Raw genomic sequence first — 21,493 nt, 5'->3', positions numbered from 1 at the left:
CGACTCGCTCGCTGCGCTCACGAGTCTCCTCAGGGACCGTCGGGAGGGGGCAGGCGCCTACTCGAAGAGGGCCTGGCCGATGTAGCCGCCGGTCTTCGGGGCGGGCGGGATCGCGAAGACGCCGGAGCCGACGTGCTGGATGTACTCGTTCAGCAGGTCGAAGCGGCCGAGCTTCTCCTGCAGGGTGACGAAGTGCGCGGGGTCGTTCTGGTAGGAGATGAACAGCAGCCCGGCGTCCAGCAGGCCCTGGTCGTTGAGGCCGTCGGTGTAGTTGTAGCCGCGACGGAGGATCTTCATCCCGCCGTTGTTCTCGGGAGCGGCCAACGCCACGTGGGAGGACGCGTCGATCAGCGTCGCGCCGTCCCCGTCCAGCTTGGCGAAGTCGGGGGTGTCGAACTCCTTCGCGCCGCTCAGCGGCGCGCCCTCGTTCTTCGTGCGGCCGAACACGCGCTGCTGGTCGGAGACCCGGTCGGCGTCCCAGTTCTCGATGGTCATCCGGATCTTGCGGACCACCTGGTACGTGCCGCCGGTCATCCAGTCGGCGTCCTTCAGCCAGACGAACTCGTCGAAGTCGGCGTCGCCGCTGACGTTGCGCGTCCCGTCCTTGAACCCGAACAGGTTGCGCGGCGTGGTCTGCCCTGTGCCGGCGCTCGCCCGCCCGAACCCCATCACCACCCAGCGGGTCTGGGCGGTCGTCGTCACCATCCGGGCGAGGTTGCGGACGGCGTGGTAGGCCACCTGGTGGTCGTCCGAGCACACCTGCAGGGACAGGTCGCCGCCGGTCAGCTCCGCCTGGAGGCTCTCGCCGGGGATCCGGGGCAGGTCGGCCAGCAGCGCCGGACGCTTGTCCGCGAGCCCGAACCGGTCGTCGAACACGCCCGGGCCCAGCCCCACCGTGACGGTGAGGGACGCTGGTTCGAGGCCGTACGCCTCTCCGGTGTCGATCCCCACCGCGTCCGGACGCGGCGGCTCGACCACCCCGATCGTCTTGCCCTGGACCAGCTGGGCGATCGCCGCCGTCCAGCGCGCGAGCAGCACCTGCAGGTCCTGGGCGGTGGCCGACGGGTTCAGGTCGAACGTCATGAACAGCGCGTGCCGCTGCGGCGGCGTCCGGATCCCCGACTGGTTGCCCTGGTCGTAGAACGGCACGGACTTCGTCAGGTCGACGCTGTCGACCTCTTCCGACTGCGCACCGCCGGGCGCCGTCGACGCGCCGCCGAGGGAGTAGGCGGCCGCGGTGCCGGCCGCGCCCACGAGGGCTCCGGCCACCGCTCCGCCCGCGGCCCCGGCGAACAGCCGCCGGCGGGAGACCCCGCCGGCCGGCTGGCCGGGCTCCGGTGCGGCCGGCTCCTCCGGGAGGGGTACGGCCGCGGGATCAGGCCCCTCGCTCACTTCGCGGTCGCCACCTTCTCCGCGATCTTCTGCAGCGGCTGCTGCAGCGCGAGGACGGCCTGGCTCAGGCCCTTCGCGTACTTCGTCCGGTTCTCCTTCGTCCACGAGATGTAGCCCCCGGGAGCGGAGCTGTCGCGGTAGGCGTCCAGCGCGGTGTCGACGGCGGCGAACTGGGTCGCGACCTGGTCGGTGAGGTCGGCGTCGATCTTCTCCAGGCCCGGCTGGAGGTTCGCGAAGGCCTGCTTGGCGCCCTCCACGTTGTACGCGAAGTCGACCAGGTCGATGTGGCTGTAGGACTCCTCCTCGCCGGTGATCTTGTTCGCCTGCACCTCCTCCAGCAGGCTGGCCGCGCCGTTGGCGAGGTCCTCCGGCTTGTAGGTGAGGCCCTTCACGAGGGTGACGAGTTTGCCGACGTTCGTGACCAGGTCGGACGCGTACTTCTTCGTCTTCGCGGTGATCTCACCGCTCTTGTAGAGGTCGCGCTCGATCGCGTGGAAGCCGCTCCAGCCCACCTTGGGGTCGAGGCTGGACGCCCGCATGTCGATCAGGTAGTCGAGGTTGCCGGAGTTGTCGTCCACCTTGAACCCGTCGAGCACGAAGCCCTCGACGTCGGACTCGATCTTCTCGTAGAAGGGACGCGCCTTCACGTACGCGGCCTTCGCCGCGTCCAGGTCGCCGGAGTCGATCGCGCTCTTCAGCGTGCCGACGGCGGTCTGCATCTCCTCGGCCTGCGCGACCACCCAGGCCGCGTAGTCGGACGCGCCCTGCTTCAGCAGCTGCGCGGTGGTGCCGCTGGGCGCCTCGGCCGCCGTGCCGGTGACGGTGAAGTCCTGGGACTCCGGGTCGGCGCCGGGGCAGTAGACCTTGTAGGTGCCGCCGTCCAGCGTCACGGTGAAGCTGGACGCGGGCAGGCCGGGGGCGAGGTTCTCCTTCTCACCGACGATCTTGAGGTCGCTCTGCAGCTCGATCTCTGTGATCGCCGTCGAACTGACGTTGGTGACCGTGAACGTGATCGGGCCCGCGGCCGCGGAGGTGTAGTCGAGCGTGCACTTGTCGGTGCCGTCGTTGGTCAGGCTGATCGCCACCTGGGCGGCGCCGTTGCTGACCGGCGCGGCGCCGTCAGTGGCGGCGGCGGCGCTGGCCGTCGTGCTGGCCGGCGCGGACGCGGACGGGGTGGTGGCGGCGGGGGTGCTGCAGGCGGCGAGGCCGACCGACAGCACGGCCACCGCCCCGACACTCAGCAGGCGGGTGGTTCTAGGCGACATGGAGGTTCCTCTCGGGTTCGTTGACGGGTGCCACCACCGACGGGGCGGGGGGCGGGGCGGCCAGGCGCTGTTGGTCGCGCCGGGCCTGGATCAGGACGAGCAGTGCGGCCACGACGAGCAGCGCAGGGAACGTCCGTCCCCAGAACTGCCGCTCGACACGGTCGGTGCGAACCGTCGCGGCGGCGCTCGCGACCGCCTGGACGTGGTCGGCGGCGACGCTGAGGTCGCTGGCGGCGACGTTCGTACCGCCGGGGAGCGTGCCCGAGATGGTGAACGTGCGCGCCGAGCCGAGGCCGCCGCCGGAGACGGTGACCGCCGTGGTCTCCGACTGCGTGAAGTCGAGCACCTGACCGGACGCGAGCCACAGCTGGCGCTGGCCGGACGTCGTCCAGGTCGCCTCGAACGGTCCGGTCGCCTGCTGCGGGTTGACGCCTACGGGCAGCCGGCCGCCGTTCAGGGTGGCGAGCTCCTCGAGGGTGAGGGTGGCCGGCAGGCCGGTCGTGGCGGGGTCGAGGCTCTCGGTGTACTGCACGGCGTCGGGGACCCGGGCGTGGTTGACGTTCTCCCCACCGGTGAGCGCCATCGTGCTGGTTCCGGACGCGGTCTGGACGGTGGCCGTCCCCGCCTGCACGTCGACGGTGCCGGCCGACTGGCCCGCGGCGTCCACCAGGGGCGCGGCGCCGAGGGCCGGCATGCTGGCGGGCCCGATCGCCAGGGCCAGCGCTGCGGCGATGACGACCATCCCGGCGGCGATGCCGTAGCGCAGTTTCACGGCGGCCGCCGCGGACGGACGCAGCCGGCGCGGCCAGTACAGGTACAGCGCCATCGGGACCAGGTAGGAGAACCAGCCGACCACCTGGATCAGGCGGGGGTCCTGCGGGATGCCGAGGACGCCGGTGAACAGGGCGCCGCGGACCGAGCCGGTCGGGGCGAGCCAGGTCAGGTCGACGGTGCGCTGCTGGCCCGCGTCCAGCCAGCCCGCCTCGTGCGCTGCCCCGAGGGTGCTGACGACGAGGCCGGCGGCGACGAGGACGAGGAAGGCGCCGGTGATCTGGAAGAAGCGGCCGAGGTTCAGCTTCACGCTGCCGCGGTACAGCCCGTACCCGATCGCGGTCGCCCCGATCAGGCCGAGGGCTGCGCCGAGCGCGGCGGCGCCCGCGTCCGTGGAGGCGGAGAAGGTGGCCAGCAGGAAGACGGAGGTCTCGAAGCCCTCCTTCAGCACGGCGAGGAAGGCCATCAGTGCGAGCGCCCGGGTGGAGCCGCTGCCGAGCGCCTCGCCGGCCTCGGCCTCCAGTTCCTTCTTCATGCCGCGGGAGTGGGTGCTCATCCACAGCACCATGCCGGTGACGAACACGATAGCGACGACCCCGATGATCGTCTCCATGCCCTCCTGTGCGGCCTGGGGCAGCTGGGCCTCGACGAGGTGCAGGCCGACGCCGACGCCGAGGCTGAGCAGGATCGCGGCGACCACCCCGACCACCATCGGGGTCAGCGAACGGCCGTTGCGCTTGAGGAAGGCGGCGATGATGCCGACGATCAGCGCTGCCTCGAGGCCCTCGCGCAGGCCGATCACGAAGGTGGCAAGCACGCTCGTCTCCGTACGTCGTCTCACGTCGGGCCACGGGATGAGGCGCGGTTCCGGCGGGTTAGGTTTGCCTAACCTCAGGTCAGGCTAGCCCTGCCCGACAGTAGTCCGCGAGGATTTCCGCAAAATGGGACGCGCGGAAATCGTTTCCGGTTCCGGACGCGCTGCCGGACCCCGCCGCGTCCGCCGCTCTCCGGCCGGTCACCCACAAACGCTCCCGAAACGCGCAAACGCTCCCGAAAGTCCGGGAGCTTCTGCGGGTTTCGGGAGCGTTTGTGCGGGTGGGACGGGGTCCGCCCGCTCAGCGGCGGCGCACCGGGTCGGAGTGGCCGCAGCAGTACCAGTCGACGTCGAGGGCGCCGAGCCGGGCGACGTCCGAGAGCCCCTGCCGCACGCTCGTCTGCAGGAACGCGGGCGGCGGGACGGGGCGTCCGTCCTTGAGCTGGAACGAGTCTCCGACGAACAGGACGTCGTCTGCGCGGAACGAGTGGTGGCCGGGCGTGTGCCCGGGGGTGTGCAGGGCGACCAGGCCGGGCCAGAGCTCGACGTCCCCCTCGATGAGGTGCAGCCGTCCGGGGAGCTCGGGCTGGCCGAGGACGGCCATCGCCTGCCGGAAGGGCGTGGGTGGGACGGAGGCTGCGCCGGTCAGGACGGCCGCGTCCTCCGCGCCGAGCCAGGTGCGGGCGCCCGTCCGTCGTTGCCACTCGGCGGCGGCCGCAGCGTGGTCGGCGTCGTAGTGGGTGAGCAGGATGTCGGTCACCTCGTACGGCGAACGTCCCGCGGCGCGGAGTTCGCGGGCCACGCGGTTGAGGCCGGCCGTCATCCCCGGATCGACGATCGCGACGTGGCTGCCGGCGTCCAGCCAGTAGCAGTGGGCGCCGACCGCTGAGGTGAGCCAGTGGGTGCTGCGGGTGAGTTGCTTCATGCGTCCTTCCGGCGGCGTCCGAGGGTGAGTCCGACGATGCGGGACACGGCGACCGCCAGGTACAGCATGCCCGCGATCTGCTGGACCATCACCACCGAGCGGGCGACGGGCTTGACCGGCACCACGTCCGACAGGCCGGTGCTGCTCATCGTGGTGGTCGAGAGGAACAACAGTTCCATCCAGGAGCGCTGCCCTTCCGGGTCGACGGCGGCGGTGAACGAGCCGGGGACCAGGGTCTGGACGACGGAGTAGGCGTACGCCCACAGCCAGATCGCGACCGTGAAGGTGGCGCCGATGGCCCAGATCTCGTCGTTGGTCACCGTCTCGTCGTCGAACATGTACCTGAGCAGGCCGACCAGGGTGTACCCGTAGAACGCGACGTGGACGATGTCGGACGCGAGGTGCCAGCCCGTGGTGCCGCCGGTGGCCCAGTCGATCACCGTGAGGATCACCGCGGGGATCCCGATCAGGACACCGAGCCAGGTGTAGGTGGGGGTGGCGCGGACGACGCCGAGCGCGAGCACCACGACCAGCATCCCGAAGAGGGTGAGCGTGAGGCGTCCCAGCGAGTTGGCGGGGCTGTCGTCGACGAACGCGTACAGCAGGATGCCCAGCAGCTGCACGACGAGCAGCGCCGCGGAGGGGTTCCTCCGCACGAACAGCCAGGCCCGGCGCGCCATGCGCACACCCTAACCGTCCCGGTTTCCGTGTTGCTGTGGCCGCGGGCATGGACGCGGAGGTCCCGGGTCAAGCCCGGGATGACGGGGGCGTGCCTGTTTCCGTCATCCCGGCGGAGGCCGGGACCTCGTTGTTGTGGCTGTCGGCGTGGACGCGGAGGTCCCGGGTCAAGCCTGGGATGACGGGGGCGATCGCATTTTGCCTGTCATCCCAGCGGAGGCGGGGATCTCGTTGTTGTGGCCGCGGGCATGGACGCGGAGATCCCGGGTCAAGCCTGGGATGACAGGGGCGTCCGCGTCCCGAGCCCTCGAGCGGCTCACCGAGCCCGCTACCCCCACTCTGCGCGCGAAAGCACCACCTTGCGCGCGATATTTCGCGCGCAGAGTGGCTTTACGCGCGCAGAGTGGGGACGAGGAGGACGCCGGGGTGGGACGGGGCGGCGCGGGTCGGCGATTTCACGATATTGTGAAACCGTGAAGCCTGCCGACGAGCCGCTCTACGAGATCAAGGCCAACTTGTTCCGGGCCCTCGCGCACCCGATCCGCATCCGGGTGCTGGAACTGCTCGTGGCGGCGGAGACCGCCGCACCCGGGGCGGGCGAGGTCACGGTGACCGCGTTGCTCGCGGACATCGACGCGTCCCCGTCCCACCTATCCGGGCACCTCGGCGTCCTGCGCCAGTACGGCGTGGTCACGTCGCGGCGAGTCGGCTCGCACGTCTACTACCGGACCGCGCACCCCGCCGTCGTCGACCTGCTGACCAGCGCCCGACGGTTCCTGCTCGACTCGCTGGAGGCCTCAGGCGACCAGCTCGCCGCCGCGTCCGCCCTGCCCCCGCTGCCCTGACGGCGGACCCTCACCATCGACCCGAACGGCTCCATGTCCGACACCGCAACGCCCCGTCCCGCCCTGATCCCCCCGCACATCCGCAGCCACCTGGTCGGGCTGCTGCCCGGTCGCGCCGACCTCACCCCGCTGCGGACGAGCTGGCGGCGCGACCTCATCGCCGGCGTCACGGTCGGCGTCGTCGCGCTCCCGCTCGCGCTCGCGTTCGGCGTCAGCTCGGGGATGGGCGCCGCCGCCGGGCTGGTCACGGCGATCGTCGCCGGCCTCGTCGCGGCGGTGTTCGGCGGCTCGAACGTCCAGGTGTCCGGGCCCACCGGGGCCATGGCCGTCGTCCTCGCGCCCATCGTCGCCCAGTACGGAACGCAGGCCGTCGTGGCGGTCTCCGTGATCGCGGGCGTGATGCTGGTCGCCGCGGGCGCGCTGCGGCTGGGCCGCGTCGTCGTCTACATCCCCTGGCCGGTGATCGAGGGCTTCACGGCCGGCATCGCGCTGATCATCGCCCTCCAGCAGGTGCCGCTCGCCCTGGACGCCGCGTCCACGCCGGGGGAGAAGACCCTGCAGGCCGCCGTTGACGCCGTCCGCGCAGCCGACTGGACGCACGCGTGGCTGCCCCTGTCGGTCACCCTCGGCGTCGTCCTCGTGATCGAGGTGCTCCGGCGGGTCTCCCGGTCGGTCCCCGGCGCCCTGATCGCCGTGGTCGTCGCGACGGTCGTCGCCGAGGTCGCCGGTCTGGACGTCAGCAGGATCGGTGCGCTGCCCGACCACCTGCCGCTGCCCTCGGTCCCCGGCATTGATCTGGGGATCCTGCACGAGCTCGCCGCCCCCGCCGTCGCGGTCGCCGTCCTCGCCGCCATCGAGTCGCTGCTGTCGGCCCGCGTCGCCGCCGGCATGGCGCCCACCGGACGCGTCCTGCCCGACCGCGAGGTCTTCGGCCAGGGGCTCGCGTCGATCGCGTCCGGCCTCTTCGGGGGCATGCCGGCCACCGGGGCGATCGCGCGGACGGCCGTCAACGTCCGCGCCGGTGCCCGGTCGCGGCTGGCCGCCATCACCCACTCGCTGCTGCTGGCCGGCGTGGTCGCGGTCGGGGCCGGACTGGCGTCGCGGATCCCGCTGTCGGCGCTGGCCGGCGTCCTGATCGCCACCACCCTGCACATGGTGGACGTGCGCGAGGTCCGCGCTCTGCTGAAGGTCGGACGCAGCACGGCGGCCACCTTCGTCGTGACCATCGCCTGCACGGTGCTGCTCGACCTGATCACCGCGGTCGAGATCGGCATCGTGCTGGCGGCGTTCTTCGCGTTGCGGGCGCTGGCCAACACGACCCACGTCGACCGCGAGGAACTACCCGGCTGGCCCGCGCCGGGGGACGAACACATCGCGCTCCTGCGGGTGAACGGCTCGGTCTTCTTCGGCGCCGCCGACCGGATCATGGACGACATCGCCGACATCGACGCGTGGGTGGTCGTGCTGCGGCTGTCGAAGGTCGAGCTGCTCGACCCGACCGGCGCGCACCGCCTCGCCGAGATCGTCCAGCTGCTGGAGGCGCGCGGTGTCACCGTCCTGATCAAGGGGCTGCGGACCAAGCACGAGCGGATGGCCGCGCGCGCGGGCGTCCTCGAGGCGCTTCGCACCCGCGAGCACCAGTTCGACGACCTCGAGATCGCCGTCGCCCACGCCCGCAGCCACGTCGCCCGCCAGCTTGCCGGCCAGCCCGTCCCCCGCCGCCGCCGCTGAGCCCCGGGCGACGGCAGGGATCGGTGGCTGGCAATCCGGGACGGTGCTCCTTTCGCGCCACCGCAGCGGGCTGGCGCGAAAGGAGAACCGTCCCCGGTTTCGCGCCGGGGACGCAGGGTCAGGCGATGGTGAGCGTCAGCACCTTCAGGTCGGTCGGCTGGGCCACGGGGGACGTGACGAGCTTGGCCGTCGCGACCACCGTGCTGCGGCCGTACCGCTTCAGCGCCGACTTCGGGATCGTGATCGACTTCGTGCCGTAGTTCCCGGGCCGCAGGGTGGTCCTCGCCACCACGCGGTCGCCGACGTACACCTTGACGGTCCCGGTGACCCACACGCCCGTGCCGAGCGGGGCCGTCTGGACGCGGAACTTCACCGGCGTCCCCTTCTTCACCGTCCGGCTCTCGGCCAACCCGTAGACCTTCGGCTCCGCCTTCTCGATCGTGACCGGGATCCGCACGACGGTGCCGGAGGGCTTCGCCGTCACGACCACCTTCCCCGTGTTCGGCAGTGTGACGTCGAACGCCGCCGCCCCATCCGTCACCGGGACGTTCCTCGCGACGGTCTTCCCGCCGACCTTCACCGTCAGCTTCGTGTTCGCCGGGGCGCCGAGCGAGGTCAGGTCCAGCCCGGAGAGCGAGATCGGGTACTCGTCGCCGACCGCGGCGGTGGATGCGGCCTGCACCTGCACCGCGTGCTTGTCGAACGACGGCGTCACCGGGGACGTCTTCGTCAGGTACGCGATCCAGGCCTGGTAGTCGACCAGCCCCGAGTCCTTCGTGTCGGTGCCCGCTGCGAAGGTGGTGAAGTTGTCGCCGCCGGCCAGCAGGAAGCTGAACGAGCCGACCCGGTAGGTGCCGGCGTCGGTGACCCGCGTGCCGTTCACCCAGATCCCCGTGATCCGCGAACCCGCGTCCGCCGACGCGTCGTAGGTGTAGCGGACGTTCTTCGACATCCCCAGCTGGAGGTAGGGACGGGTCGACCCCGTCGGCTGCCACTGCTGCTCCAGCACCGCCTTCAACTGCGCGCCGGTCAGCGTGGTCGTCCACAGGTTGTTCACGAACGGCAGTACGGAGTTGGCCATCGCGTAGGTGATCACGCCCTTCTTGCGGGTCTCCGTCGCTCCAGGCGTGTACAGCAGCTCTGCCCGCAGCCCGCCGGGGTTCACGAGCGCGATCTGGGCGCCGCCGCTGGCCGCCGGTTTGAGGGTCTTCAGCAGGGCGTCGGCGACGAGGTTGCCCATCGCGGACTCCTTCGACCGGTCGTCCCTGGTGCCGCCGGCGTACTTCCCGTTGACGTAGCTGCCGCCGCTGAAGGCGGTGGTGACGTCGGCCTTGAGCCGACCGATCTTCTTGTTGCCGACCGTGTCCGCGTAGGCGAGCGCGGCGGTGACCACGTCCTGGACCGCCTGGGCCCTCGGGTAGGTGCTGGCCAGCCCGGCGGCCGCGTCGGTGCTGCGCGGGATCAGCGACTGGGTGTGGCTGAGCACCTCGCCCGTCCCGGGGTCCACGCTGAGCAGGACCTGCCCCACGTTGGTGGCGTACGAGCCCGTCTGCACCACCGGACGCGTCCCGCCGCCGGTGACCGGCGCGTCCCACGCGTACGTCTGGTGGGTGTGGCCGGTGAAGATGACCGACACCTTCGCCGAGGTGTCCTCGACGATGTGGGCGAACACCGTGCTCTTGCCGAGCTCGGTGTTCAGGTCGATCGTGGCGGACGCGCTGTCCGGCGCCCCTTCGTGGTACTCGGCCACCAGGACCTGCGCCTCACCGTTCGCCGCATTGCCGTCGGTGAGCTGGGCCGCGACCCGGTTCACCGCCTCGACCGGGTCGCCGAAGGTGAGGCCCTTGATGCCGAGGGAGGACACGAGCGACGGCGTCTCCTGCGTGACCGCGCCGATCACGCCGACCGTGACACCCCCCACCGTGTAGAGGCCGTACCCGGGCAGGACGGGGGTGGTCGTCCCCGTGGTGTAGACGTTCGCGCCGAGGTAGTCCCACTTCGCGTTCGCCCCGCCGTCGATCACCCGGTCGGTGAGGTCGGCGAAGCCCTGGTCGAACTCGTGGTTGCCGACCGCGGACGCCGCCAGGTCGAGCGCGTTCAGGACGTCGATGGTCGGCTGGTCGTCCTGGGTGGCGGACGCGAACAGCGACGCGCCGATGTTGTCGCCGGCCGACAGCAGCAGGGTGTTGGCGTCGCCGTACTGCGCGCGGGACTTCTCGATCGTGCCGGCGAACTGGACCGTGGTGTCCTTCGCGATCCGGCCGTGGAAGTCGTTGATGTTCAACAGGTTGATGGTGACCGGGTCGGCGGCGTGTGCTGCCGGGGCCGAGAGCGGGCCGATGGCCAGGCCGGCGCCGAGGATGGCGGCGAGGACGAGGCGGACGGGGCGCGGGTGTGGAATGGGCAACGCTTCTCCTTGGTCAAGAGGGTGGTCTGTGGGGAGAACCGAACTCGGCGTCCGCGTCGTCGCGGAACCTGTAAACCAACGTAGCCCAGGTGCCCTGCCGGAGTGAATGGCTCGGGGCCCACCCACCGACACCCGCGCCGGCTCTTCCATGCCGGGCGTCCGCCGGACCCGCCGCGCTCTGACCGTCTGCACAAACGCTCCCCAAACACGCAAACGCTCCCGAAATTTCGGTGGCTTCTGCGAGTTTCGGGAGCGTCTGGCGCGGGCGGGACGAGTGGGACGTCCGGGATGGGCGCGGGCTGGCTCGTGCCGGAGCCCGTGCTCGTTCCGGGCTCCGCGCACGGGCCCCGCGGGGGTCGTCAGCGGGGCTCGCGGCGTCCCCTGCGACCCCCGCGGGCGCCGAGCGGGGCGATCGGACGTCCGTCGTCGGTGGGGGCGAGGCCGCCCTGGCAGGTGGGGCACGAGAACAGGACGCGCTCGCGCGTCGGCGGGCCGATCGGCGCGACCCGGATCGTCGTGCCGCAGCGCCGGCAGGGGCGTCCCGAGCGGCCGTGGACCCAGGTGTTATCGCCCGGTCTGCTCGACCCCGTGGACGACTGCCGGCCGCTCGCGGTGGCGGCGGTCATCAGCCGGCGCGCCCGCTCCACCACCCGGGTGATCACCGATGCGTCGACGTGCTCGGCCCAGGGGTTGACCCGTTCGAGGAACAGCGACTCGGCCGCCCACATCGTGCCGATCCCGGCCAGGTTGCGCTGGTCGAGCAGGGCGGCGCCGATGGTGGTGTCGCTGGACGCCAGGTTCGCGACGGCCGTCGAGACGTCGAAGTCCGCGGCGAGGATGTCCGGACCGAGGTGGCCGACCAGCGTGTGCTCCTCGCTCGTGCGGACGAGGTCGAGCACGCCCAGGCGCAGGCCGATCGCCGTCCACTCCTGCGTGATGAGGGCGGCGCGGACGTCGGGGTGGCGCAGCCAGGTGGCGGCGGCCCTTCGTGACGGGCGCTCGTTCCTCGCGCCCTCCTCAGGGACCGTGTCGTGGGTCAGGGAGTCGGTGTGCTCGATGCGCCACTGGCCCTCCATCTTCAGGTGCGAGTGCAGCGTCCAGCCGGAGTCGAGGCGGAGGAGGATGTGTTTGCCGCGCGGGACGACCCCGGACACGGTCATGCCGGTCAGGTCGGCCGTGGCGAGGCTGGGCCAGCGAAGTTCGGCGGCGACCAGGACGCGCCCGGCGAGCGCCTCGTGCAGTCGCGCGCAGGTGCGGAAGACGGTGTCGCCCTCGGGCACGGCTACCTCCGCAGCCTCAGGCCGCGCGGCGTGAGCCCGAACCCAGCGGACGCGAGCGCCAGCGCGAGCGGGGAGTCGGAGCCGAGCACGGACTCCCCGTCCACGCGCTCGACGGTGAGCTTGCCCAGCGCGCCGGCGTGCACGGCGCCGGCGAGGGCCACCGCCGCGGGTTCCAGCAGAGCCGGATCGTCGGACCACGACAGCAGGGTGCGTCCCCCGCGTTCGACGTAGAGGACGAGCCGGCCGTCGACGAGCACGACCAGCGCGCCGGCCTTGCGGCCGGGCAGGTGGCCGCGCGACTCCGCGTCCGGTCGGTTCGGCCAGGCCAGCGCGGCGCCGTACGGGTTCGCCGGGTCGGCGGCGGCCAGCACGAGCGCGGGTCCGGCAACACCCTCATCGAGCGGACGGGCGAGCGCGCGCAGCCGGTCGACCGCACCCGTCCCGCCGAACTGCGCGGCGCCGAGGCCCTCCACGAAGTAGCCGCGGCGGACGCGTCCGGTCTCCTCCGCCGCCGCGAGCACCCGGTACACGCCGGCGAACCCGCCGGGCACGTCCTCGGCGGCGGCGCTGCCCCTGGTCACCACGCCGTAGCGGTCGAGCAGGAGTTCCGCGCGGGCGAAGGCGCGAGAGGTGGGATCGGGCTCCGCGGCAGGCAGCGCCGACCAGCGCCCGGCCGCTTCCGGCGGCCCCGTGCGGCGGGGGAGCGGCGCCCGGGGGAGCCGGCCGTAGCGCCCGGCGCCGATCCGTCCGCGGGCAGGGACGGGAGCGCGCGAGCGGTGGGCGCCGTGACCCTGGCCGAGCAGCGCGCGCAGCGGGGCGACGGTGTCGTTGCCGAGGCGTCCGGCCCAGACGAGGTTCCACAGGGCCGTGCTGAGGTCGTCGTCGGTGACGCCCAGCTGGTCGGCCAGTGGACGGAAGAACCAGCCGCCGGCGCCGATCGCGTCCAGCACGGCGGCGCTGAGGTCGTCGGGGACGGGCTGCGGCTCGGCCAGTGTCAGCGGGGCGAGCTCGGCGGGATGCAGGGAGACCCAGCCGTCCGAGCCCGCCAGGGCGCCATGCCCCTGCCACAGCACCTCGCCGGCGGAGGTGAGCTCGTCGAGCATGGCGGGGCGGTAGTCGCGCACCCGGGCCGGCAGGACCAGCGACTCCAGCGCGCTGGCCGGCACCGGCACCCCGGCCAACTGCTCGACCGCTCGGAGGACGCCGTCCACCCCGCGCAGCTCACCCACCCCCTGCCAGGCGGGCAGGAAGCGCGCGAAATCCGTGGCCGAGACCGGCTCGACCGCCTCCCGCAGCGCGGCCAGCGATCGCCGCCGCAGCAACCGCAGCACGCGCGCGTCGCAGAACTGCTCGCCGGCGAGCGCGGGGTGTGGTGGTGACGCGCCTTCGCTGGTGGTCCCGGGGGCGAGCTCTGGCGAGGAGCGACGCTCGTCAACGGTCCCTGAGGAGCCGTGCCTCGAGCCTGCGAGGGGCACGGCGTCGCGAAGGGCCGCCGCCACCGTGTCCGCGGCCCTTCGTGACGTCCCGCGGTTCGCGAGCTCACCGCGGGCCTCCTCAGGGACCGTTGTGACGCCATCGTTCGCGGGCTCACCGCTGGCCTCCCCAGGGGCCGGGAGGACACCACTCGACGGCGGCAGCCACCCGACAGGCCGCAGGTCGCCCTCGACGAGGCGGCCGGACGCGACCAGGCGACGCAGCACGTCCCTCGCGACGGAGGCACCGATGCCCAGCCATGCCGCCACTTCGCCCGTGGTGAAGACGGTGTGGCTCCGCGCGTAGCGCGCGAGCAGGTCGCCGAGCGGATCGGGGACGGGCTCGAGCAGCGCCTGCGGCACTCCCGGCGGGAGTGGGACGCCGAGGGCGTCGCGGAGCCGGCCGGCGTCCTCGACCACTGCCCAGCGTGGGCCCCGCGCGCCGGGCAGTTCGAGCACGCGGCGCTGGTGGACGAGGTCGGCCAGCCACGTCCGCGCCCGGTCGGGCTGGTCGCAGCGAGCGGCGACCGCGTCCGTGCCGAGCGGGCCGAGCTCGCGCAGGATGTCGGTGAGGTCATCCGCGTCCCTTGCGCGGCGTCCCGGATCCAGGTGCTGGAGCTCCCGCTCGGTGCGCGTGAGGGCATCGGGGTCGAGGAGTTCGGCCAGCGAGAGCCCCTCGGTGGTGCCGAGCAGCTCGGCGAGCAGCGACGGGTCGAGCGCGAGCGCCGCGGCCCTGCGCTCGGCCAGGGGCGAGTCGCCCTCGTACAGGAACTGCGCCACATAGCCGAACATCAGGGACGAGGCGAACGGCGAAGGGTGCGGCGTCTCGACCGCGACGGTGGCGATCCTCCGCGACCGGACGCCGCGCAGCAGCTCGATCAGCCCGGGGACGTCGAACACGTCGTTCACGCACTCCCGGACCGCCTCCAGCACGATCGGGAAGCTCGGGTACTGGCTGGCCACCTCCAGCAGCTGGGACGCGCGAAGCCGCTGCTGCCACAGCGCCTGGCGCTGCCCGGGCCGGCGCTTGGGCAGCAGCAGCGCCCTGCCCGCGCACTCCCGGAACCGGGACGCGAACAGCGCGGACCCGCCGATCTCCTGCGTGACCACCGCGGCGACCTCGTCGGGGTCGGGGAAGAGGATGTCCAGGAGTTCGTCCATGGGTCCGGACGGACTGTGGCGGTGGCCCTTCGTGACGCTCGCTGGCGCTCGCTCCTCAGGGACCGTGGAGGGGCGGTGGCCCTTCGTGACGCTCGCTGGCGCTCGCTCCTCAGGGACCGTGGAGGTGGGGTCACGAAGGGCGTCGTCCGGTTCCTCGCCCAGCCAGTCGGTGTCGGGGAGGCGGAAGACGAGGCCGTCGTCGGCGTGCATGGCCTGGACGTCCACGCCGTAGCGCTCGCGGAGGCGGGCGGCGACCACCAGCGCCCAAGGGGCGTGCACCTGCGCGCCGTACGGGGAGTGCACGACCACTCGCCAGTCGCCGATCTCGTCGCGAAAGCGCTCGACGACGAGCTGCCGGTCGTGCGGCAGCCGGCCGATCGCCTCGGTCTGTTCGGCGAGGTACCCGAGCAGGTTGTCGGCCGCCCACTCGTCGAGCCCCGCGTCCTCCGCGCGGGCGCGGGCCTTTTCCGGGCTCAGCGCACCGATCTCACGGACGAACGCGCCGACCGCCTCGCCCAGCTCCGCCGGCCGGCCGAGCGTGTCGCCCTTCCAGAACGGCAGCCGCGCAGGCACCCCCGGCGCTGGGGTGACCAGCACCCGGTCATGGGTGATGTCCTCGATCCGCCAGCTCGAGGTGCCGAGCGCGAACACGTCCCCGACCCGCGACTCGTAGACCATCTCCTCGTCGAGCTCGCCGACCCGCCGTCCCGCCCCGTCCCCGGCGAGGAACACCCCGTACAGCCCGCGGTCGGGGATCGTGCCGCCGCTGGTCACCGCCAGCCGCTGGGCACCGCGGCGTCCGGTCAGCGTTCCGGTGGCGCGGTCCCACACCAGCCGCGGACGCAGCTCGGCGAACTCGTCGGACGGGTACCGCCCGCTGAGCATGTCGAGGACCGACTCCAGCACCCCGCGGGTGAGCCCGGAGAAGGGGGCCGCGCGACGGACCAGCGCCTCCAGATCGGCGACCGACCAGTCGTCCAGCGCGACCATCGCCACGACCTGCTGGGCGAGCACGTCGAGCGGGTTCGCCGGAACGCGCAGCGCCTCGATCGCTCCGGCGCGCATGCGCTCGGTGATCACGGCGGTCTGGACGAGGTCGCCGCGGAACTTGGGGAACAGGACGCCGTGCGAGGTCGCGCCGACCTGGTGGCCCGCGCGTCCGACCCGCTGCAGTCCGGACGCGACCGACGGCGGCGCCTCGACCTGGATGACGAGGTCGACCGCGCCCATGTCGATGCCCAGTTCGAGCGAGGACGTGGCGACGACCGCGGGCAGCCGTCCCGCCTTGAGGTCCTCCTCGATCAGCTGGCGCTGTTCCCTGCTGACCGACCCGTGGTGTGCCCGAGCGAGCACCGGCGGCGCCCCCTGCCCGATCGCGGACTGCGCCATCTTCTCCGCGGGTGCCCGAGTGCCGACCCGTCCGCCTTCGTCATCCCGGGCGTGACCCGGGATCTCGTTGTCCCGGCTGTCGTCGACGCCCGCCTCAAGGCGCTCCAGCCAGAGCTCGTTCAGCCGGGCGGTGAGGCGCTCGGCGAGGCGGCGGGAGTTGACGAAGACCAGCGTCGAGGAGTGGGCGGCGATCTGGTCGACGATCCGCTCCTCGACGTGCGGCCACACCGACGTGCGCTCGGGGTCTCCGGCGGCGGCACCGGACAGGTTGCCGGTCGGCTGCCCGATCGCGCCGAGGTCGGGGACGGGGACGACGACCTCCAGGTCCCAGCGCTTCTCGCTCGGCGGGGCGACGATCGCGACGTCGCGCCCGCCGGCCAGGAAGCGCGCGACCTCCTCCACCGGGCGCACGGTCGCCGACAGCCCGATCCGCTGCGCTGGCCGCTCGAGGAGGGCGTCCAGACGCTCGAGGCTGAGCGCGAGGTGGGCGCCGCGCTTGGTGCCGGCGACGGCGTGCACCTCGTCCACGATCACGGTCTCGATGCCACTCAACGCCTCCCGCGCGGCCGAGGTGAGCAGGAGGAACAGCGACTCGGGGGTGGTGATCAGGATGTCGGCGGGCTCCCTGGCGAACGCGCGGCGCTCGTCGGCGGGGGTGTCGCCCGAACGGACGGCGACCCGAACGTCCGGCCGGGCAAGGCCGAGACGGGTGGCGGCGTGCCCGATGCCCACCAGCGGCGAGCGGAGGTTGCGCTCCACGTCCACCGCCAGCGCCTTCAGCGGTGAGATGTACAGCACCCGGCAGCGTTTCCGCTTGTCCGGGACAGGTTCGCTGGCCAGCCGGTCGAGCGCCCACAGGAAGGCCGACAGCGTCTTGCCCGAGCCGGTCGGCGCGACGACGAGGGTGTGTTGCCCGGAGGAGATCGCGTCCCAGGCGCCTGCCTGCGCGGCCGTGGGCGCGGCGAAGCTGCTCCGGAACCACTCCCTGGTGGCAGGAGAGAACCGCTCCAACACGTCCGCCGTCATGGTGCGACCACTCTGCCACTCCGCTCCGACACGAACGACGGATCTTCCTTCGCAGAAAGAATTCTTCCTCTTATGGTTGACGCATGGCGCTGAACATCAAGGATCCGGCCACCGATGCGCTCGCCCGCGAACTCGCGGCCCGGACCGGGGAGAGCATCACCGAGGCGATCCGGGTCGCGATGAGCGAGCGGCTGGCCCGGCTGCGCCGGCAGGAGTCGATGGCGTCCCGGACGGGCGAGTTGCAGCGCTACATCGACCGCGGGCGGCAGCGTCCGACCCTCGACGGCCGCTCGGCGGAGGCGATTCTCGGCTACGACGAGGACGGGCTCCCGCGGTGATCGTCGACACGTCCGCACTGGTGGCGGTGGTCCTGGGCGAACCGGACGCCGAGGCACACCTGAAGGCCTTGGCCGGCGCGGCGTCCCTCGCGCTCTCGGCCGCGACCCTCACCGAGGCGCTGATCGTGACCGAGGCGCGACAGGGTCGCGAGGCGGCCACGGACCTGCTCGCCCTGCTCGCCGAACTGGAGGCGGAGGTCGTCAGTCTGGACGAGGCACAGGCAGAGCGGGCGGCAGCCGCCTGGCGCCGGTTCGGGACGGGACGGCATCCGGCCGGCCTGAACTACGGCGACACCTTCAGCTACGCGCTGGCGATGACCCGCGGCGAGCCCCTGCTCTTCAAGGGCGGGGACTTCGCCGCGACCGACGTGCCTCAGGCCTGAGCCCCGCCCTCCGCCACGACGTCGTCCGTCGTTCCGCCGGTGGCGGCCTTCTTTGCAGCCCTGCGGTCGGCCCGCTTCTCCCGCCAGGTCTCCAGCAGGTCGTAGAGCACCGGGACGAGGATGAGCGTCAGCAGGGTGGACGAGACCAGGCCGCCGATCACGACGATCGCCAGCGGCTTGGAGATGAACACACCGCCCCCGGTCAGCCCGAGGCTCATCGGGACCAGCGCGAACACCGTGGCCAGCGCGGTCATGATGATCGGACGCACGCGCAGCCGCGCACCGGCCTGGATCGACTCGTCCACGCCCAGCCCGGCCTTGCGTTTCTGGTTGATCAGGTCGATCAGCACGATCGCGTTCGTCACCACGATGCCGATCAGCATCAGCAGGCCGATCATGCTCGGCACGCCCAGCGCGGTGTCGGTGACCAGCGACAGCCCCAGCGCGCCGGTCGCGGCGAACGGGATCGAGACCAGCAGCACCAGCGGCTGCAGCAGCGACCCGAACGTCGCCACCATGATCAGGTAGACGACCGCGATCGCGACGAGCATGGCCAGCCCCAGCTGCTGGAACGACTCGGTCTGCTGCTGCGACACCCCGCCGATCCGGACGGTGATCCCGTCGGGCAGGTCGAGCGTGGCGATGCCCTCCTCGAGCCGGGTCGTGGTCGCGCCGAGGTCGGAGGACTCCGAGCTCGCGCTCAGCGTCGCGGCCCGCGTCCCGTCGACCCGGGTGATCATCGCCGCGGCCTGCACGACCTCGACGTCGGCCACCCTGCTCAGCGGGATCGGGTCGGCGGTCGCCTTCGCCGCGTCCTTGGACGCGTCGCTGATCGCCTGCTGCTTGTCCTGAGCCTCGAGGGTCTTCTCCCTGGACGTGGCCAGCGCGTCCAGCTGCTTGTCGATCGACGTCACGCCCGACTTGGCGGACGCGAGCGCGCTGCTCAGCTGGGCGAGGGCGGACGCGGTCGCGGACAGCTGCTGCGAGATCGTGAAGATGCCGGAGGCGATCGGCGCGCAGGCCGGGTCGGTCGGGTCCGCCTGGCACTTCGCGGGGATCGCGGCGAGCTGCTTCTGCAGGCTCGCCAGCTTCTTCTTCGTCGCGTTCACCTGCTTGTTGAGGGTCTTGATGGCCTTCTTCGCCTGCGTCCGGCTCTTCTCCAGCGCCTTGACCTGGTCGTTGTAGGCGTCGGTCGACTGCCGCTTGGAGTCCTTGCTCAGCTTCTCGGAGTCCTTGCTCACCTTGTCGGCGGCGTCGGACTTCGCGTTCGCGTTCATCAGCTGGGTCACCGGAAGGGTGATCTCGCGCAGCTCGTCCACGCTCTTCACGGGCGTCTGCGAGCGCACGTACACGTTCAGGGTGGTGTCGCCCTGCGCCATCGTCCCGATCAGCTGCCCGCGCACGGCCCTCGCCACCGCCTGGCCGATCGATGCCTGCGTCATGCCGTGCTCGGCCGCGGCCTTCTCGTCGATGTTCACCTTCAGCATGTCGCGGGCGTCGGTGAGGTCGCTGGTCACGTTGGTGAGGCCGGGGACGGTCTTCATCATCGCGAGCACCTGGTCGCTGCCCGCCTTCAGCGCGTCCGGGTCGCTGCCCTCGACGTACAGCACGACGCCGGTGGACGAGGACGACCCGCTGCCGATCGACACCTCGACGGTGCCCACGCTCGCACCGAGGTCGGCGATCTCCTCGCGCAGCCGGGTGGCGGTGTCAGTGGCCGAGGCCCCGGAGTTCAGGGGGACGGTGAAGGTGGCCTGGTTGGTGTCGGCCTGGCTGCCCATGAACACTCCGGTGGAGCCGCCGATGCTGGTCGAGTACGCCTGCACGGCGGGGCTCGCCGCGAGCAGCGCCTCGATCTTCTGTGCGGCCTCGTCGGTCTCGGCCAGGCCGGTGCCCGACGGCAGCTTCTGCGAGATCGACAGCGATTCCGTCCCGGTGTTGCCGATGAAGTCGGTCTTCAGCCGGGGTGCCAGCGCGAGCGTGCCCGCGAAGATCAGGACGGCGAGGCCGAGCGTGATCCAGCGGCGGTGCAGCGTCCAGTTGAGGACAGGGAGGTACGCCCGCTGCAACCAGGTGTCCTTCTCCTCCGAGCCCGCGGATGCCGCGATCCTCGCCTGCTGCTTCGCGGTCGGCCGCATGAACCACGAGGCCAGCGTCGGCACGACGGTGAGCGCGACGAACAGGGACGCGAGCAGCGCGACCGTCACCGCGACCGCGAATGGCCGGAAGATCGCGCCCGCCTGGCCGCCGACCAGCCCGATCGGAAGGAATACCGCGACCGTGGTCAGGGTCGAGCTGGTGACGGCGCCGGCCACCTCCTTCACGGCGTTGGTGATCGACGTGCGTCCGAACTCGCCGTAGCCCTGGTGCCGCTTGATGTTCTCGATCACCACGATGGAGTCGTCGACGACGCGTCCGACCGCCACGGTGAGGGCGGCCAGGGTGAGGATGTTCAGCGTGTAGCCGCCCACCCACAGGCCGACCAGGGCGATCAGCAGCGACAGCGGGATCGAGATCGCGGTGATGATCGTGGGCCGGATCGAGCCGAGGAAGACCATGATCACCAGCACGGCCATGGCCAGGCCGATGCCGCCCTCGACGCTCAGGTCGCGGATCGAGTCGGTGATGTAGGGCGCCTGGTCGAAGACGGTGGCGAACTCCGCGCCGTTGCCGAGCTGCTGCGTCAGGCCGGGCAGGGCGGCGTTCACCTCGTTCGCGACGGTGACGGTGTTCGCGTCCGGGTTCTTCGTGACCATCAGGGTGAGCGAGGTCTTGCCGTTGACGCGGGAGATGCTGGTGGTCTCGACCGGCTGCTCCTTCACGGTCGCGACCTTCGACAGGGCGACCGGACCGTCCGTCCCCTGCAGCATGAGCGCGCCGACCTGCTCGGCACTGGAAAGGGTGACGCCGGTCTGCACGTCGTAGTTGGTGGTGTCGGTGCGCATCGTGCCGGACGGGTAGGCACTCGAGGCCGCGGCGAAGTACTGCGCGATGGTGGTCGGGTCGACGCCGTACTTGGTGACCTTGGCCTGGGAGTACGTGATCACGATCTCGTGCTGCTGCTGGCCGGAGACCGACACGTCCCGGACGCCGGCGAGGGCACGGAGGTCAGGCGCGATCTCCTCCGTCACCTTCGTGGACAGGGCGGCGAGGTCGTCGTTGGAGGAGAGCGCGAGGATCACGACCGGGATGTCGTCGGTCCCGCCGGTGATCACGGTCGGGTCGACGTTGCTGGGCAGGGTGGCGGAGATCGAGTCTATGGCGCTGCGCAGCTTGTTCGACATGTCGTCGACGTCCAGCCCGTAGTCCCACTGGACGGTCACCTGGGAGACGCCGCTGGAGCTCTTGGAGGTGACGGACGTGACGCCGGCGACGCCCTTCACCGCGGACTCGATCGGCTTGGACACCTGTGCCTCGACCACGTCCGGGGACGCGCCGGCGTAGGCGCTGATGATGCTCGCGCGAGGGACGTCGATGGACGGGATCAGCTCCTGCTTGAGCGTGCCGGCGGCGTACACGCCGAGCCCGATCGTGAGCAGCGCGAGCAGAAGGACCACCGTGCGGTGGGCGAGGCTGAGCCTCGTCAGACGAACCACGTGTTCTCCCCTGGGACGGC

13 protein-coding genes are annotated in these 21,493 nt (G+C 71.9%); 4 read left to right on the top strand and 9 right to left on the bottom strand.

Features of this window, described 5'->3' with window-relative positions; all coding sequences use genetic code 11:
- Window positions 1–57: 57 nt before the first annotated feature.
- The 5 genes from efeB to QM779_RS12710 all read right to left on the bottom strand — a co-directional run bounded on the left by efeB (window position 58) and on the right by QM779_RS12710 (window position 5,847).
- On the bottom strand, window positions 58–1,392 hold the full coding sequence (gene efeB / locus QM779_RS12730; RefSeq protein WP_428535770.1) for an iron uptake transporter deferrochelatase/peroxidase subunit: 1,335 nt from the start codon (window positions 1,390–1,392) through the stop codon (window positions 58–60).
- Window positions 1,389–2,657, bottom strand: coding sequence for an iron uptake system protein EfeO (gene efeO / locus QM779_RS12725; RefSeq protein ID WP_428535768.1), 1,269 nt, complete (start codon window positions 2,655–2,657; stop codon window positions 1,389–1,391). The genes efeB and efeO overlap by 4 nt, the downstream gene beginning before the upstream one ends.
- Window positions 2,647–4,245 carry an iron uptake transporter permease EfeU gene (efeU, locus tag QM779_RS12720; protein ID WP_428535766.1) on the bottom strand — a complete coding sequence of 533 codons (1,599 nt, stop codon included), beginning with the start codon at window positions 4,243–4,245 and terminating at the stop codon, window positions 2,647–2,649. The genes efeO and efeU overlap by 11 nt, the downstream gene beginning before the upstream one ends.
- Window positions 4,246–4,543: 298 nt before the next feature.
- Window positions 4,544–5,167, bottom strand: a complete 624-nt coding sequence (locus QM779_RS12715) for an MBL fold metallo-hydrolase (RefSeq protein WP_428535764.1) — start codon at window positions 5,165–5,167, stop codon at window positions 4,544–4,546.
- Window positions 5,164–5,847, bottom strand: a complete 684-nt coding sequence (locus QM779_RS12710; RefSeq protein ID WP_428535762.1) for an ion channel — start codon at window positions 5,845–5,847, stop codon at window positions 5,164–5,166. The genes QM779_RS12715 and QM779_RS12710 overlap by 4 nt, the downstream gene beginning before the upstream one ends.
- Before the next feature lie 471 nt (window positions 5,848–6,318).
- Between QM779_RS12710 and QM779_RS12705 the strand changes: the two genes are divergently transcribed.
- Together QM779_RS12705 and QM779_RS12700 are read left to right on the top strand one after the other, a co-directional pair.
- Window positions 6,319–6,690, top strand: coding sequence for an ArsR/SmtB family transcription factor (locus tag QM779_RS12705; RefSeq protein ID WP_428535760.1), 372 nt, complete (start codon window positions 6,319–6,321; stop codon window positions 6,688–6,690).
- Window positions 6,691–6,723: 33 nt separating this feature from the next.
- Window positions 6,724–8,421: a SulP family inorganic anion transporter gene (locus tag QM779_RS12700; protein ID WP_428535758.1), complete on the top strand. Its 1,698-nt coding sequence runs from the start codon at window positions 6,724–6,726 to the stop codon at window positions 8,419–8,421.
- A gap of 118 nt (window positions 8,422–8,539) precedes the next feature.
- Here QM779_RS12700 and QM779_RS12695 read toward each other — a convergent pair whose 3' ends face one another.
- The 3 genes from QM779_RS12695 to QM779_RS12685 form a co-directional block, all read right to left on the bottom strand.
- The gene (locus QM779_RS12695) at window positions 8,540–10,828 is read right to left on the bottom strand and encodes a bifunctional metallophosphatase/5'-nucleotidase (RefSeq protein ID WP_428535756.1); all 2,289 of its coding nucleotides are present in this window, start codon (window positions 10,826–10,828) and stop codon (window positions 8,540–8,542) included.
- A 359-nt stretch (window positions 10,829–11,187) separates the two neighbouring features.
- Window positions 11,188–12,108 (bottom strand): Fpg/Nei family DNA glycosylase, encoded by a 921-nt coding sequence (locus QM779_RS12690; protein ID WP_428535754.1) that lies wholly within the window; start codon window positions 12,106–12,108, stop codon window positions 11,188–11,190.
- 2 nt (window positions 12,109–12,110) lie between these two features.
- Window positions 12,111–17,156, bottom strand: a complete 5,046-nt coding sequence (locus QM779_RS12685) for an Lhr family ATP-dependent helicase (protein ID WP_428535752.1) — start codon at window positions 17,154–17,156, stop codon at window positions 12,111–12,113.
- Between the two features lie 83 nt (window positions 17,157–17,239).
- Here QM779_RS12685 and QM779_RS12680 point away from each other — a divergent pair, with 83 nt between their 5' ends.
- Together QM779_RS12680 and QM779_RS12675 are read left to right on the top strand one after the other, a co-directional pair.
- Window positions 17,240–17,494 (top strand): type II toxin-antitoxin system VapB family antitoxin, encoded by a 255-nt coding sequence (locus QM779_RS12680; protein ID WP_428535750.1) that lies wholly within the window; start codon window positions 17,240–17,242, stop codon window positions 17,492–17,494.
- A complete protein-coding gene (locus tag QM779_RS12675) occupies window positions 17,491–17,877 on the top strand; it encodes a type II toxin-antitoxin system VapC family toxin (RefSeq protein WP_428535748.1) in 387 nt (128 codons plus the stop codon). Before QM779_RS12680 ends, QM779_RS12675 begins: the two co-directional genes overlap by 4 nt.
- Here QM779_RS12675 and QM779_RS12670 read toward each other — a convergent pair.
- Window positions 17,868–21,473: an efflux RND transporter permease subunit gene (locus tag QM779_RS12670; protein ID WP_428535746.1), complete on the bottom strand. Its 3,606-nt coding sequence runs from the start codon at window positions 21,471–21,473 to the stop codon at window positions 17,868–17,870. The two genes, QM779_RS12675 and QM779_RS12670, sit on opposite strands and share 10 nt — an antisense overlap.
- Window positions 21,474–21,493 lie beyond the last annotated feature (20 nt).

The organism is Propionicimonas sp., assembly GCF_049840635.1.
GTDB lineage: Bacteria > Actinomycetota > Actinomycetes > Propionibacteriales > Propionibacteriaceae > Propionicimonas.
Note: the sequence above shows the minus strand (reverse complement) of the source record. Positions and strands in the feature narration are given on the sequence as shown.